Origin of the sequence: Bacillus sp. EU52 (assembly GCF_037964975.1) — a bacterium.
In the GTDB taxonomy this organism is placed as follows: domain Bacteria; phylum Bacillota; class Bacilli; order Bacillales; family Bacillaceae; genus Bacillus; species Bacillus subtilis.
Map to the genome: position 1 here is coordinate 2,571,287 of NZ_CP150177.1, position 15,601 is coordinate 2,586,887.

A 15,601-nucleotide genomic window follows, 5' to 3' on the forward strand; every position below is an offset into this window, starting at 1 on the left:
AAGACATCTCAAAATCAGATATCAACTATGGAGGACTACATGAATATTCAGTTGTTACAGGTTTTTCTCACTACTGCTCGTGAAGGCAGTATTTCCAAGGCTGCTCAGACTTTAAATTATGCACAATCGAATGTAACGAATAAGATACAACAACTAGAAAACGATTTACAGACAAAATTATTCTATCGCCATAGTCGAGGAATCACACTTACTCCCCCAGGGCAAATTCTTGTTTCTTACTCAGAGAAAATTCTACATACTATTGAAGAAGCTAGAGCAGCCATGGGCGAATCATCCGCGCCTTCTGGGCCACTGCGTATAGGATCAATGGAAACAACAGCTGCAGTTTGGCTTCCTCAACTCCTTGCAGATTATAATAACCTCTATCCAAATGTTGATTTGAACCTAGTAACCGGCCCTACGGAACAACAAATACAAGCAGTTTTACATTATGAGTTAAACGGCGCTTTTATTTCAGGGCCTATTGAACACCCTGATTTAGTTCAAGAAAAGGTATTGGATGAAGAGATGGTTCTTGTTACAAGCGCTTCACACCCTGTGATTTCTTCCATTCAGGATGTTCAAACACAAACAATGCTTGTATTCCGTAAAGGATGCTCTTACAGAGCAAAGCTCAATCATATCCTGCAAGAAGAAGGTTTATTACCTATAAAATTAATGGAATTTGGCATACTTGAAGCGATCATTGGCTGTGTAAGCGCCGGCTTGGGGATTTCACTGCTGCCTCGTTCAATCATTGCTTCGCATGAAAAAGAAGGCCGCATCCGCAGCCACACTATCTCTGACAAATATTCTTTCGTATCAACCATGTTTATAAGGCGGAAAGACACTTTAATTACCCCTGCTTTATCTGCTTTTTTAACGCATATGAGGGATCATTTTCAGGTAAAGAGGCCAGATTAATCGTAAATAAATGGATGGAAGGCAGGCTTCGCCTCAAAATACCTCTGATCAGTTGTCTGATATAAAAATATAGGAGCATCTCATTGTTTGTATAAAGCAAAAAAGCAAACTTCGGTATGTAGTTTGCTTTTTCTTCGTGATTTTGCACTCTGAATTGTGAAACCTAGTCGATATTAGAATGTAGATTTTCCTCATTCAAAGAATTTTGAACGAAGATCATTGCCCTAGACACTTGGTTGCGTCTTGAAGTTAAAGGCTGACTATTTCCTAAAGAGTCAGTCGCTCTCACAACTATTAAATATTCACCTACAGATTTCGGGTGCCAACGGAAAGATTGATATTTTCGGTTGGACAGGGGCAGAACATCCAATTGTAACAGTTGAAGTATCCACTGATGGAGGAGATCCTGCAGATCTGAGTGATATTGCTGTTGATTGATCAACTTGTTTTTGTTCGGAATATACTCAGTATATAGCCGCATATTCCCCCTGTAATAGCTGGAATGAGCCACCCCAGCCCTATGTTATACATAGGAAGAATCTGAGTGAAAATATGATTCACAACTTCAATTTTTATTCCCGCCTCCTTCAAACCGTCAAATAAGCTGATGATGAATGCGAATAATAAACTGCCTTGATACACTTCTGTCTTCCCTTTAAATACAGAATGCAAAAACGTTAAAAATATTAAGGAAATCGCGATAGGATACATCGTCAGTAAGACAGGCATTGACACCTTAATAAGCTGGGTTAATCCTATATTTGCGACAAGCGTACTAAACACTGATAAAACGACAGCAATTTTTTTATAAGAAATGTTCGGGAATAGTTCATGAAAAAATGAAGAACACGCAGTGATCAGTCCGACACTTGTCGTCAGACACGCCACTGTAATCATTAAGCCCAATAAGATTGAACCATAAGAACCAAAATAATAGGATGAAACCTTAGCCAAAACCTCTGCTCCATTTTCTAAAATCCCTAGTTCTTCAACGCTGGAAGCCCCCATATAGGAAAGAGCTGTATACATAACTGCTAAGAATACAGCTGCAATCGCGGCTGCTTTTGCACAAACACCCATCAGCTGTTTTTTGGTAGAAGCTCCTTGTTCCTTCAATGCATTCACGATGATAATTCCAAAAACAAATGCTACAAGGGCATCCAGAGTAAGGTATCCTTCCTGAAATCCTTTAAAAAACGCTTGTGATGTGTACCCTTTTGATGGTGCTTGAATGGTTCCAATTGGGCGAATAAGAGCTACCACTACAAGCAATCCGATAAATGTCAGCTTAATTGGTGTCAAAAATTTCCCAACTATATCAATGATTTTTGAAGGATTAAGTGATAACACGCATGCCAATCCGAAAAATAATATTGTAAATATGATCAATGAGACAGGGCCTGCATCATTTGATAAAAAAGGTTTTACCCCAATTTCAAACGATACGTTTCCTGATCTCGGGATAGCGAAAAAAGGCCCGATTGCCAAATAGAGAATCGTCGTAAATACAATGCCAAACACCGGGTGAACACGGCTGGCTAACGACTGTAAGTTTTGTTTACCAGAAAAAACAAATGCTGTTATAACCAGTAATGGCAATCCAACTCCGGTCACTAAGAAACCTGCATTAGCGACCCATACATTTTTCCCGGCCAATTGACCAAGCATAGGTGGAAAAATGAGATTTCCTGCTCCAAAAAACAATGCAAATAGCATTAATCCTATAATGATGATATAGGAAGCAGACACTTTTTTTGACATTATATATCCTCCGATTAAAGTAGACACTTCTTGAATAGCCAGGAAACATTACAGATGCTATTTGCACTGGCACAGTGTTGATTCCAAAATAAGCTTGTGTCAGTTTTATATATTTTTATCAAGTTTAATAAAAGCATGATTTGATAGTTTCCGATATCGGTTAAAAAACCAATTGCACCAAAACCATATAAACAACGGTTCCCCCCGCTATGGAAAGAAGCATATTTTTCTTCCACAAGTGAAGCAGTACAACTGCAGCTGCTCCAACTAATTCAGGAATGCCATGACTTCCAGAAAGCAGACTCACATCTTTTAAACAATAAATGACCAAAAGCCCGATTACCGCTGATGGCAGCACTTTACCAAGATACTGTACATATTTCGGTGTCGGTTTGCCAGACGGGAAAATCATGAATGGAAGGAACCGTGTCAGCATTGTTCCTAGCACGACCATTGCAATGGTGATCATTTGCTGCGTCATCGTCATCGTCATACGGAAACCTCAGCTTTCTCCAATGGTTTTCTCAGAACAGTCAGTACCCCTAAAATGGCGAGCATAGCAGGAATAATAAATTGGTTTCCGCCAAAAAGGATAAGACAGGCTACTGAAAGTCCAAGTCCTGAGAGAGCACTGTAATGCTTTTTCTCTTTCATCCATTGTTCTATGAATATCACAATAAACAGAGCAGTCATCACAAAATCAAGCCCTTCGGTATTAAACTTCACGTACGACCCAAAAATACCTCCTATCGCTGCCCCCGCGACCCAATATAAATGATTAAGCAGTGTCACAAAAAACATAAACCAGCCCTTGTCAACATTCGCCGGAACATTAGCGGTATAATTGATAGAAAATGACTCATCGCACATTCCGAAAATCAGATAAAGCTTTTTCTTTCCAGTCCCCCTGTACTTATCCAACATGGAAATTCCATAAAACAAATGCCGGGCATTGACCATTAACGTCAAAAAAAGAGCATTCATAGGGTTGAACGCACCAAGTAAAAAATTCGCTGCAACAAACTCCATTGAGCCCGCAAATATCATAAAACTCATGATGATTGGATAGATTGCGCTAAATCCCAAAGAATGCATAAAGATTCCATAAGCTATCCCCAAAAATAAAAACCCCGCAAAAATCGGAATGGTATATGGGAATGCAGAACGAAATGCAGCCCATATTTGACTTCTCTTATTCATATGAGTGTTTATAGCAGGAGAGCTTAAATGTAACGATTCTTTATTTTTATTCAAATCAACAACCTCCTACATTTCATCAATTGGCACACTGACAGTTCTTTTTTCTGTACTCATGACTATGCTTGTGTCAACTCCACTAATAGCAGGGTTCTGCATTAATGAATCAATGATAAAATTCCGATAACTCTCCATGTCCTTCGCCACAATCTTAAGCATATAGTCATGGCTTCCTGTAAGTGTGTAGCATTCTTGTACCTGTGGGAATTTGTTTATATCCTCTAAAAATGAATGAATTGTCTCCCTATTTAAGGGTGATAAGTTGATGAGAGCTAGTGCTGTGACTTCGATTCCAAGTTTTTTCTCATCAACAATAGTCGTAAACTTTTTAATTATACCTGCTTCTACTAGGTTCTTTGTTCTTGCAAGGCAAGCTGATGGTGAAAGCCCAATTTTCTTAGATAAATTCAGATTTGATATTGAAGCATCTTCCTGCAATTCTCTTAAGATGGCCTTATCAGTTTCGTCAAGCATAATACCCATTTCATAACCCCCAATACGACTTAACAGAATTACATTTCATCCGATTTAAACAATAACGAATTTTCATTCGATAATCAAATATTTTTTAAATTTAATTCCTTTTAAAATATTATTCACAGAATAAAATTATCCCCATGATTACCTCATAATTAAATTAACTTACATCAGAAAGAAGTCATGGGAGAGTTATGTACTTGTGTGACTTGATACCAACATCATAAGAAACTTATCAGAAGCCAAAAAGTTATTGCGGTCTCACCGAAAATTGAATTTGCGGTGCCCTATTGCCTTTTTCTGCGAACAAAAATTGTTAAAATTCACAAAACAGAAAGTCTACTCTATTATTATTTTAAATTCGTCCTCTAGTTCCTCTTGAGCCTCTTGTAAAACTTCTAATACATCATCTGCGTATGAACCTAAAAATGTATTGCTGAACTCAAAATTTTTCAAGACTAAAGTGAGCGGCAAATCCACCCACCCTGTCAGGCAATCCCATAAAGCGTCTAAATTTCTCCCATAGTAGTCTGGGAAGTCTAGTTTATCTTTTAAAACATCATGTAAAACTTCTATATTTTCAAAGTCTCTTCCATCTATCATTATTTTTCTCATTAGAAACTATGCCCTCCATTATTTTATCTTAACAAACGTTTTCTATGTAACAGCTGTTTGTCCAAATGAGGCTGAAAACAAATAAAAAACACCGATAGGGGGAAACTATTGGTGTTTACAAGACATTTTCATGCCCGGTAGGCATAAATAATGCTAAACTTTGTTTTTGAAAAGCTATCATATCAAATTTTTATGTTACAGCTTTTACTATCGTTTAATCTAATTGAGGAGTAAAACGAAATATGTTTGAAAATCACATATCCCCAAAGAATTAAAAACTAAGCGGCAGTTCTTCGATTGCTCTCATCAGAAAATTCCCTTTCCATTTCATTTGTTCCTTTTCGCCTTTTAACTGTATATTTGGACAGCGGCGTAATAAGGTGGAAATCGCAATCTTGGCTTCTAAGCGGGCTAACTGTGCACCAAGGCAAAAATGATTGCCATGGCCAAAAGCAATATGGCGGTTGTTCTTTCTTTCAATATCAAATATGTCGGCATTTGGAAATATCTTCTCATCACGGTTTGCTGATGCTAAAGAAATGATGATCACGTCTTTCCTTTTAATCTCCTGCCCATGCAGTATAAACGGTTCAGCCGTCCAGCGAATTGTCGTTAGTTCAACAGGGCTGTGAAACCGCAATGCTTCTTCTATGGCTGAATTCATCAAGTCCGGCTGCTGGCGGAGCTTTTCTAATTGATCTTGGTGACACATCAGAGCATATGTCAAATTGGTGATTAAGTTTACGGTTGTTTCATGACCTGCAACGATAAGCAGCATAATCATCGAGTACAATTCTTCTGTACTTAATTGTGTGCCTTCACTTTCCGCTTGAATTAATGCACTGATTAAATCTCCTGCAGGTTCTCTCCTTTTTTTGCGAACTAAGGATTCCAGATATTCAACAAATTCCCCTAACAAATGGTCATTCTCCTGAAGTCTTTCAGGGGCATCTGAAAAATCAATAATTGCTTGCGACCACACTCTGAATTTTTGACGATCTTCCAAGGGAATGCCGAGCATTTCACTTATCACGATAATCGGCAATGGAAACGCATAATCGTCTACTAGGTTCATGAATTTGTTGGGCTGCACTTTATCCAATAAAGAATCTGCGATATGTTGGATTTTGTCTTCCAACTGCAAAATCATCCGATGCGTAAATGCTTTTTGAACAAGAGTTCGCAAGCGGTTGTGATCAGGGGGATCTGAATTAAGCATATGTTTTGTTAAAGACTCTTCATTCTTCAATAGAGCAGGACGTTTTTCTTTTGCGGTAAATACATTTTCATAGTTTTTCCTTAATTTTTCATTCTTTAATAAATGTATTGCATCATCATATCTCGATATGAGCCAGCCTTTCCCCAGAGCTCCTAAAGATAATGGGTAGAGAGGCTGTGATTTTCGCAATTCTTTATAAAATTCATACGCTTCATCTTTAAATGCTCTCGAAGACAATTGACTTTCCGTCAAGATGGTTACACTCTTTTTTTCTTTTGAAGACATTCATTCGACCTCCATCTTTATGAAAGGTTATGATAATCTTTAAATATAAAATCAGGACGATTTGTAAAATGATCCATTGAGATCAGTATTCATGATAAGGGCCAAAATGCCGCCCCCGCATTTTGAAATAAAAGATATGAGACAGTCATTAATCATTTTGCTGCCTAAACTCTTTCCCTGATAAAATGGCGAAACTCCTAATACTTCTATGCCGGCTCTTTTAAGGATTTGGAAGATTTTTTAGCCTCATTTTGATTAATGTTATCCCCCCTGCTGCTATATAATCGATCAAGTTAATGTCGGGTTTATCACGATGTTTTAATCGAGCGGCGACAACCATTTCACCATTACTGAATGTCAACAAAAAAGAAATGCTTTTTAAAATATGCTCTTGTCAGTACTTTATGCATTTCAAAAATAAATGAATGATCTTTTTTTCGCGTTTTACGAGTAAATCCATAAAAGGATATTGATTAAAAGATTCATGGAGTAGCTTTGCCACTTAGCTTATTCATCTGCCCTAGCTTGTCGATAAAGAAACATTGATACATCTCCTCTGAGCAAGTAAAGAAGGAAATCGAATTAAAGCGCCCTTCCTATTGGAAAGGCGCCTGCCGTTTTACTGTGCCAAAATGTTTTTCATCAGTGAGTTTTTATAAAATCATTTATTAATTGATCAGTTGTCAATATTGTGGCAAATTCATCATGCAATGTAGCTAGAGATATATTATGAATAGTCGCCGCATCATAATATGTATCATTTTGGTCTCTCATTCCGAAGGCTGCTGTTGCATCTGAAATCAGGTATGTATCAAACCCTAAATTACCACTCATTCTTGTGGTGGTTGATACACAGTGAGGCGTGGTTAAACCAGTTATGACTACAGTGTTTATTTCATTTAATTTTAAGAATTCTTCTAAATTCGTACCAATAAAGCTGCTATTTACTGTCTTGGTTATAATGACTTCTTCATCCATAGGCTTAACTATTTCCTTTATCGCAAACCCTTCATTCTTTGGATGGAATAAAGAATGAGGTTTATCAGAAGTGTGTTGTATGTATATGACTGTCCATCCTTTTTCTCTCCATAATTTTAGTATTTTACTAATATTTTCTTCCGCCTTTACGTTATTCCGTTCCCCCCATTTTTTATCATCGAAGGCTTTTTGTACATCCACAATGATTAAAGCTTTTTTCTTTTCTTCCACAAGATACCCTCCTATGTAGAATTTCTATTTATTACTACATTCTAAATACAAATTTTACTTTTGTACAATTGTTTAATGATGAATTTCAAATGAGCGCCTTCTTTATTGGAAAATGCGTTCTAAACTGCAACTGTGCCCAAGCCGTTAACCTTCAATAATCTAATCTGAGAATCACTGGCTCTACAGAGAATGATAAAAAGCACTCTAATAACGAGTGCCGAAATGAAAAACTATTGATTTAGAAGCCATTTGATACGCTCAGCTGAAAAGATGTAGTGGAGTATTATTAGACATAAAAAGACAATACCAACTGGTTTTAAATGACTAAAATAAAGCGCTGCAACAGCCAGTGCAAAGATCAATAATTCAATAACTAACCTTGTTACCCCGTTTACAGCTATTACAGTTTGTCCGCTTCGACTAGGATCATTAGGTACTGCAAATACAGACCAGACAATCATAACTGCAATAGGTAAAACCAAAGTTGAAACATATTTAAAATAACCATTAAAGCTTATCCAAGCAAACACCCCTAAGGAGATTAGTGCAGCCATTTCAAGGGTGAATCTTAAAAGTAAATTAGTCTGATTCAGTTTTTCCAACTCCTCTATAAAAAACACCCCCGTAGGAGATGCTCTTTCTCTGCTTTATTTCAGCGTATAAAAACTTTTCTGTTCTTCCTCTTTAGATTCTATTGTAGTTTCGTCGAGATTACCTCCACTTTTGAAGAGATGATACCGACTGCTGCTGTTACCAATGCTCCGATTAATAGACCGATGATAAGTATAATGAAATATGACAACTTTTCCCCTCCTATCCAGTTAATTATCCAAATAATCAGGAAGTTGTCTACAATTTGCAGAATTTGTCGAACGAAGTAAAGATTATACCTGGGAGGCTTTACTCATTGTATTAATTACAGTAATACACTACCTTCCCTTTTGAGAAGACGTTCCTCTCTTATATCCATTTGTTGCAACTTAGCTAGACTCTTCCAATAGGCTTCCTTTTGGCGCAGCTGCTTTTATTCAAAAATTGAGCAACACCTGAATGTTTCATTGGAATTTCTGAACCATAGATCGTTGCTGAATTTGTTACAAATGCATACGTAGGAGTAGTCGAATGGTGGTTGAAAAATGAAATGCCTTACCCACCTCGAGTGATGGCAGAAAAAACGGGGGTTTTGTTAGAGAGGAATCTATAGACATGTGTATCTAGAAGATTTGACAGCATTAAAATACTTACATCGTTGGGAACAGGCCAACAATAAAGCGGAAGAACGTTGTCATTTGAAGTGGTTTGGAGTAAAAATGATTCGAATATGTTCTTATCATTGGTAAACGAACAAAAAAAGAACATGTTTTGAAAAAAGATTGATCAAAACATCTTCTTATATGTTGTCATAGCGTAACTTTTTATAAAAAGGTTGATTACATTTTCGGGGCTTCCAAACCAAATTTTGCCCATTCTTCTTTTGCTGGACCATAAATACCTGGAACAGTTAAACCTGCTTGTCTCATAAGAACAGTCATTTGTCCCCGATGGTGGTTTTGATGTTGAATTAAAAACATCAAAAGTGAACCGTTAGGCATTTGTTGTCCGATAAAGTTGATACGTTCTTGAAGTGTATGGTCAGTCCATTGGGTTTTTAATGCCTGTACAAATGCATTACTGGCTTGATGATAGCTGTCAGCTATAAACTGAGCAGAAGTTGGAACAGGATAATCTTCAGCTGGGGCATGGAACGTTAAGTCTGTGTTTGAGGCAATGATGCGAATGGCAGCAACAGTGTGCCAGGCAATACGGCCTAGAGTCCAATTTTGTGAAGTTATTTCTTGATTAAGTGATTCATCAGTCAGACTATTTAATAGTTTCTGTGTAGCATCTGCTTCGAACTCCCAAGAATTCAAAAAATGGTCTAAGGTTTGAAACACAAAAATCCTCCTTTTTATTCTTTTGTTTTTTCAATGTGCCTATAGGTTAATTATAATGCCTCGTTTTGTTAAAAAGAACAAAAATTTTGGACAAGAATAATCATAGTAAAATGCGTAGACATTCTTAAACATAACGATTTACGCATCTTTTTACAAACATGGTGACTCCTTGGTCTCCATTGTCAGCGAGAATCAAATATCATATGAAAACAATCCTATATTCTTATTACTTTACTGAGCAATAAATCCCTTCGGTATACTTAGTGATGCCTTCATCGTAATCAGGATACTGATATGCAAGACTTTCTGATACAGCTTTTGAATACTTTCTAAATAATGCATAGCAAGTAAATAAAGACTTCCACATTTCTTGATACCCATTCACAGAATATGTAGACATGAGTTCCTCCCATTCTTTATTTGAAAGGTACCGCTTCATAAATTTATAGTTCTTCCCCATACTAAATGAATACCCTTTCTGAGATGCGATATGCCAGGCCATCATTCTCAATAAATTAGGACGTACAATTTCATTTAAATGGTCAATGGCAAAAAGGATTTCATTTCTTGCTAGTCCTTTTACTACGTAAGTCGAAACCATCCAGAACTCATTACAGCAATCATCAAATTCCCTTGCAGTCGGCTTTTTCATCCAGTATTGGCGATCATTTGGGGTCACTTTATAGTTGATGAACGAATCCTTATCGAGCAAGACCTTAACCAAACCATCGTTATTAGCAAAATAATCTTCTGCTTCACGAATTGGAATAAGGGTTAGATCTAATTTGTTCCCATCCTCAAAAAGAATGATGTATGAAAACCAATTACCTAATTCGGGAGGAAAAAGCTCCATATCTTCTGGTTTTTGCATCATAATGCGCTTCCCAAAGATTTCGAGCCACTGATCATTTTCTTTAAAAGAATCTACATCAGTTACAAAATACGAGATGTCATAATCTTGGAAGTTGTCAGGAGGGATATTTCTGTTTGTACGTGACCCTTCCAAAGTGACCAATCGGATTCTCTCATCGTTCAAAGCAAAGTCCAAAAAAATGTCCATCATTTCCTGCTCACTTCGCATTACATGTTCCTCCGTTTCAGCCTTAATATCTAACTGTAAAACCGAATATTGATCTGTACGTCTTATAGATTTTTTTACTCTTGAATGTGATGTATTCTTCTAAGCTTTATTTTACATGATGTTCTCCTATGTATCATTCAATATTAAGATGCAAGACATCTCAAAATCAGATATCAACTATGACGGACTACATGAATATTCAGTTTTTTGTAGAGCCGCCATGGGACGACACTATCTTTGACACACTTTAATCCCCCCTGCTTTATCGACATGTTAACTGGTATGAGAGATTGACAAAAAGAAGGAAAACGATATATTTAAGCGAATACGAGTTTTTGAGTAAACTTAAAAATGACACTTTTTCAAAAATCATGTCTTAACGGGGGGATTCGGTATGAATGAATTTATGAAGAAGTTTTCCTTAACAAAACCGATTATTCAAGCTCCAATGGCCGGCGGTATTACAAAGCCCCGACTTGCATCTGCAGTTTCGAATCAAGGTGCTCTTGGCAGCTTAGCATCGGGGTATCTTACACCAGACCTGCTAGAACAACAAATAAAAGAAATGTTTGAGCTGACAGACGCTCCTTTTCAAATTAATGTGTTTGTTCCGCTTGGTCTAGAAATGCCACCAGAAGATCAGATTAAAAAGTGGAAAGAAAACATACCATTAGCTAATCAAGTAAATCAATTCACATCTGTACAAGAAGAGTGGGATGACTTCTATCAAAAAATTGATCTAATTTTAAAATACAAGGTTAAGGCTTGCTCATTCACTTTTGATCTGCCGCCTGAAGACGCAGTAAAGGAGCTAAAAACCGCTGGATGCTGTTTAATAGGAACCGCTTCAACAGTAGAAGAAGCATTGTTAATGGAAGAACGGGGAATGGATATAGTAGTCCTTCAAGGAAGTGAAGCCGGTGGACATCGCGGAGCATTCTTACCTTCCAAAGGTGAATCTGCCGTAGGTTTAATGGCTCTGATTCCACAAGCAGCAGATGCACTGAGCGTACCTGTCATAGCTGCTGGGGGAATGATAGACCACAGAGGAGTAAAAGCAGCTTTAACCCTCGGAGCCCAAGGAGTTCAAATCGGTTCTGCCTTTTTAATTTGTCACGAGAGTAACGCACATCCAGTACATAAACAGAAAATACTAGAAGCAAACGAAGCAGATACAAAGCTTACAACATTATTTTCAGGTAAAGAGGCCAGAGGAATCGTAAATAAATGGATGGAAGAAAATGAACAGTTTGAGACACAAACCCTTCCGTACCCTTATCAAAATACACTAACGAAGGCAATGAGACAGAAGGCTTCACTTCAAAATAACCATGATCAGATGTCTTTATGGGCAGGTCAAGGGATACGGTCATTGACTGAGGAAATTTCGGTTAAGCAGCTTTTAAATCAGCTTTGCCAAGAGGATATAAAAATATAGGCGCACCTCATTGATAGAGCAAAAAGCAAACTTCGACAGGCAGTTTGCTTTTTTTCGTAATTTCATCCCCTGACTCTGGAAATCTAAATACTCTACATTTTCAAAGCTAAAATCATCCCACTGATACGGTGCGATCTTGATGATTTCACCACAATACATCACCAACATTTCGATCTTATCTCCCCTTCTTAAATTTTGCTACCTATTCGAAAAATCGATAACTCCCATATTAAATTCGAATAGTAAAATGGTTCTTTTTCGTTTGATTCAGATGATATAAAGTCATATGATAAAAAAAGAATGAGACAGAAAGCGTGAGAAGTGATGAAAATAGGATTTTTTGATTCTGGAATTGGTGGCATGACTGTATTGTATGAGGCCATAAAAGTTCTTCCTTATGAAGATTACATTTTTTATGCAGATACGTTAAACGTTCCATACGGTGAAAAATCAAAGGGTAAAGTTAAAGAATATATTTTCAATGCAGCTGAATTTCTGGCCAGTCAAAATATCAAAGCTCTTGTTATTGCGTGTAATACAGCTACTAGCATTGCGATAGAGGATCTTCGGAGAAACTTCGACTTTCCGATAATCGGAATCGAACCCGCTGTAAAGCCTGCTATAAATAAATGTACAGAGGAAAGAAAAAGAGTTCTGGTAGTTGCTACTAATTTGACGCTTAAAGAAGAGAAATTTCATAATCTAGTTAAAGAAATTGATCACCATGACCTTGTTGATTGCTTAGCTCTTCCAGGACTAGTTGAATTTGCTGAGAACTTTGATTTTAGTGAAGACAAAATCATTAAATATCTAAAGAACGAACTATCTTCTTTTGATCTGAAACAATATGGAACGATTGTGTTAGGATGCACTCATTTTCCGTTTTTCAAAAACAGTTTTGAAAAACTGTTTGGGATAAAAGTTGATATGATTTCAGGCAGTGTCGGTACTGCAAAACAGTTGAAAAAAGTTCTTGCAGATCGTAATCAGCTTGGTAAAGGATCGGGCTCAATCACCTTTTTCGATTCTGGCCACAAAATTGTGGACCAAGAAATCATATCAAAGTACAAAAGATTGTTTGAAATATTAGATGCAACTCAAAGGAGTCATGTTGGATATTGAATGTAAGGGGCTCTGGTTATAAACAATTTTTCAGTAAATGTACAAAAGAGAGAAGTATGAATTCGGGTTTGTTATCCAATGTAAATGAAAAAGACAGTCTCCTGAAGGGAAACATGAACTAAGAAGCGGGCTTAAAAAGCCCACTTTTTTTCTAACAAACAATTGAGTTATACACACATATCTGATTACAGTGTTTTCTCTCTTTCCCCTCTTATTTCTACCCCATCTCTATAGCTTTTCTATTACAATAAAGCACAATTATCGATTGAAAAGTTATCGTAACATTTACACTTCACAGGACATTTTTCGAGATTAGAAATCGACCGTTTGCCAGATACACAAAGTCATAATGTGTAAATTCTGTGTCTATTTTCATGTTGATTATGGAATTATTTTCATAATGTTTTATAATACAAGATGATAACGCTTTCTAATTATAATGATAGGGGGAAATAATGATGATGAAAAAAGGACTGCTTGCGGGTGCGCTTACGGCAACTGTGCTTTTTGGCACATGTGCAGTAGATGTGCCGGGTATTATTAGTCCAAAAACCGCAAAAGCTGCATCACAGCTAACTGATGGAATCGGCGGAAGGGCTTACTTGAACAGCACTGGTGCCATTTTTGTTACGAAAATCCAGCTTCCTAGCTCCATTCAGGTTTCAAATGGGACAGCCTACATCTACTCTGGCTTTAGCGGGGGCACAGAATCCGATATCGGATTTCAGTACAGTGATAAATATAACGTATGGAAACCATATATGAAAGTCGGTTCAAAAGGACAGGATCAGGTTCAGTACCTCGAAGGAGGAAGCCAATTCACGAATACGAAAGGCTTCCGTCCCGGCAGCACCGTACAACTTACCATCTACAAAAACCTTAACGGCAATACCCGCGCTACATACTGGGGCACAAACAATGCAGGATACAACGGCCGTCTCATTTCAGAAATCAGCAAAACAAATGTCGGCTCTATCTCCAAATGGAAAGCGCTCGCTACAGTTGCAACAACAGGGTCACGCCAATCTATCAAATCAAATTTTTCAACATCTTTTACAAACATCACCATCGACAACAAAGCAATAACACCTGTAATTGATACACAAGACTTCGCTAAAGTAACAGTCTCAGGCAACAGTGTCAGTTTATCCGTTGTCAAAAATTAAAACATGTTAAACATACAATGCGTTAGGCTATTGAGAAGCTCTCGATAGTCTTAAAGGGGGCTTAACATGCCCCTTTTTTCATTTCAATTTAACTTTCAGTTAGCTTCGGTACATGCCGTCTATCTCCGTCTTTTATCTGGGTGAAGTAAGGAGCAGCTCGCCCCTTCTGAACCTGTTCCATTTGCTCAACGCAAAAGGTGTGCATCACTGTCTTAAAAATGTTAAAACAAATAGCAGATGGTGCACTTTATTTTTAGATGAGGCATGCTTACGCTCGATATGCAAGTCAAATGATTAAGGGTCTGCAAGAGAGAGAAGTTTTGGATGTACTTTCATAAAAGAGGGATGGCTTCATATAGCTCGATTGCACCAGGAAGATTAACCAGCGATTGGCCGAGAACAACACATCACTTTGAAACGGATTCATTCCAAAATCATAAGTATGATCCAATAACTAATAAAGATCAGTTAGCAGTCCAGCCTTAAAAATATTTTTACATCAATTAAACTAGCATCACTATCGAATAAGCTCGATCTGCATATCATGTACTATCCTCTTTTAAGGAAGGTGATGTTATGAGGTCATTTCCATTAATCGTAGTTCTATTCATCCTATTAATCATCGTTGGGACATCTTTCTTTGGTGGCTATTAAGAACACACCTTACCTCATATCCATCAGACGCCATAAGAAATCTTTATGGCGTCTGTTTTTTATTAGATTTAAACAAAACCATTAAAGTGGGCCATGCAAACACACCTATGGAGATTACTGCCACGACTTCTTTGTGAGGGAAATATTCTTCCCTTTATGGACTATTGTCGATCAAAAGAGAAAGTTGAAATGCATTTTTATGGTGAGATGAATCGAGGCTTAGACATATAAAAAACCGCAAAGCTTTCTTGAAGAAGCTTTGCGGTTTTTGGGTCTCTTCTTTGCTTCATATAAGCCAATAGATTTCAAGCGTAATCCACTGCCATACATCCAATGATTTTTTATTTTGAAATAGGTTTCTTCTACTCTTCATGTGAGATGACTCAAGGTATGCCACGTCACAATAATATGGCGGATACTGAATGGTCTCAATCAGTTTTTTCCCCATTCTATCAATTC

Annotated in this window: 17 protein-coding genes and 1 pseudogene; 6 read left to right on the top strand and 12 right to left on the bottom strand. The window is 37.3% G+C overall.

The window, feature by feature from the left end:
• Positions 1-39 precede the first annotated feature (39 nt).
• A complete protein-coding gene (gene gltR / locus NSU05_RS13230) occupies positions 40-924 on the top strand; it encodes a glutamate biosynthesis transcriptional regulator GltR (RefSeq protein ID WP_038429365.1) in 885 nt (294 codons plus the stop codon).
• A 163-nt stretch (positions 925-1,087) separates the two neighbouring features.
• On the opposite strand, the gene NSU05_RS13235 is transcribed toward gltR, so the two are convergent.
• From NSU05_RS13235 to NSU05_RS13275, 9 genes are all read right to left on the bottom strand, one after another.
• On the bottom strand, positions 1,088-1,405 hold the full coding sequence (locus NSU05_RS13235) for a hypothetical protein (RefSeq protein WP_038429366.1): 318 nt from the start codon (positions 1,403-1,405) through the stop codon (positions 1,088-1,090).
• Positions 1,363-2,685: a branched-chain amino acid transport system II carrier protein gene (gene brnQ, locus NSU05_RS13240; protein ID WP_038429367.1), complete on the bottom strand. Its 1,323-nt coding sequence runs from the start codon at positions 2,683-2,685 to the stop codon at positions 1,363-1,365. Before brnQ ends, NSU05_RS13235 begins: the two co-directional genes overlap by 43 nt.
• Before the next feature lie 160 nt (positions 2,686-2,845).
• Positions 2,846-3,178 carry a branched-chain amino acid transporter AzlD gene (gene azlD, locus NSU05_RS13245; RefSeq protein ID WP_003245988.1) on the bottom strand — a complete coding sequence of 111 codons (333 nt, stop codon included), beginning with the start codon at positions 3,176-3,178 and terminating at the stop codon, positions 2,846-2,848.
• On the bottom strand, positions 3,175-3,939 hold the full coding sequence (azlC, locus tag NSU05_RS13250) for an azaleucine resistance protein AzlC (RefSeq protein ID WP_015251618.1): 765 nt from the start codon (positions 3,937-3,939) through the stop codon (positions 3,175-3,177). Before azlC ends, azlD begins: the two co-directional genes overlap by 4 nt.
• A 12-nt stretch (positions 3,940-3,951) precedes the next feature.
• Positions 3,952-4,425 carry an azlBCD operon transcriptional regulator AzlB gene (gene azlB / locus NSU05_RS13255; RefSeq protein ID WP_015251617.1) on the bottom strand — a complete coding sequence of 158 codons (474 nt, stop codon included), beginning with the start codon at positions 4,423-4,425 and terminating at the stop codon, positions 3,952-3,954.
• A 333-nt stretch (positions 4,426-4,758) separates the two neighbouring features.
• On the bottom strand, positions 4,759-5,034 hold the full coding sequence (locus NSU05_RS13260; RefSeq protein WP_038429368.1) for a barstar family protein: 276 nt from the start codon (positions 5,032-5,034) through the stop codon (positions 4,759-4,761).
• A 271-nt stretch (positions 5,035-5,305) separates the two neighbouring features.
• Positions 5,306-6,538 carry a cytochrome P450 gene (locus NSU05_RS13265; RefSeq protein WP_038429369.1) on the bottom strand — a complete coding sequence of 411 codons (1,233 nt, stop codon included), beginning with the start codon at positions 6,536-6,538 and terminating at the stop codon, positions 5,306-5,308.
• Between the two features lie 642 nt (positions 6,539-7,180).
• The gene (locus tag NSU05_RS13270; RefSeq protein WP_019712537.1) at positions 7,181-7,747 is read right to left on the bottom strand and encodes a cysteine hydrolase family protein; all 567 of its coding nucleotides are present in this window, start codon (positions 7,745-7,747) and stop codon (positions 7,181-7,183) included.
• A gap of 230 nt (positions 7,748-7,977) precedes the next feature.
• Complete coding sequence (locus NSU05_RS13275) at positions 7,978-8,349, bottom strand: DUF2568 domain-containing protein (RefSeq protein ID WP_082201014.1); 372 nt, start codon at positions 8,347-8,349, stop codon at positions 7,978-7,980.
• Between the two features lie 458 nt (positions 8,350-8,807).
• Here NSU05_RS13275 and NSU05_RS13280 point away from each other — a divergent pair.
• Positions 8,808-8,951, top strand: a pseudogene (locus tag NSU05_RS13280) (TetR-like C-terminal domain-containing protein); the annotation flags it as partial.
• 226 nt (positions 8,952-9,177) lie between these two features.
• Here NSU05_RS13280 and NSU05_RS13285 read toward each other — a convergent pair.
• Both NSU05_RS13285 and aadK read right to left on the bottom strand, forming a co-directional pair.
• Entirely contained in the window at positions 9,178-9,681 is a 504-nt protein-coding gene (locus tag NSU05_RS13285; RefSeq protein WP_038429370.1) for a DinB family protein, read from the bottom strand.
• 226 nt (positions 9,682-9,907) lie between these two features.
• Entirely contained in the window at positions 9,908-10,762 is an 855-nt protein-coding gene (gene aadK / locus NSU05_RS13290; protein ID WP_038429371.1) for an aminoglycoside 6-adenylyltransferase AadK, read from the bottom strand.
• A 394-nt stretch (positions 10,763-11,156) separates the two neighbouring features.
• Here aadK and NSU05_RS13295 point away from each other — a divergent pair, with 394 nt between their 5' ends.
• From NSU05_RS13295 to NSU05_RS13310, 4 genes are all read left to right on the top strand, one after another.
• Positions 11,157-12,200, top strand: coding sequence for a nitronate monooxygenase (locus NSU05_RS13295; RefSeq protein WP_029727169.1), 1,044 nt, complete (start codon positions 11,157-11,159; stop codon positions 12,198-12,200).
• Between the two features lie 324 nt (positions 12,201-12,524).
• Positions 12,525-13,322 (top strand): glutamate racemase, encoded by a 798-nt coding sequence (murI, locus tag NSU05_RS13300; RefSeq protein WP_038430035.1) that lies wholly within the window; start codon positions 12,525-12,527, stop codon positions 13,320-13,322.
• 458 nt (positions 13,323-13,780) lie between these two features.
• On the top strand, positions 13,781-14,488 hold the full coding sequence (locus tag NSU05_RS13305; RefSeq protein ID WP_038429372.1) for a YrpD family protein: 708 nt from the start codon (positions 13,781-13,783) through the stop codon (positions 14,486-14,488).
• 576 nt (positions 14,489-15,064) lie between these two features.
• Entirely contained in the window at positions 15,065-15,142 is a 78-nt protein-coding gene (locus tag NSU05_RS13310; RefSeq protein WP_072175780.1) for a YjcZ family sporulation protein, read from the top strand.
• A gap of 286 nt (positions 15,143-15,428) precedes the next feature.
• Here the strand turns inward: NSU05_RS13310 and NSU05_RS13315 are convergent, their stop codons facing one another.
• A complete protein-coding gene (locus NSU05_RS13315; protein WP_003245984.1) occupies positions 15,429-15,590 on the bottom strand; it encodes a hypothetical protein in 162 nt (53 codons plus the stop codon).
• Positions 15,591-15,601 lie beyond the last annotated feature (11 nt).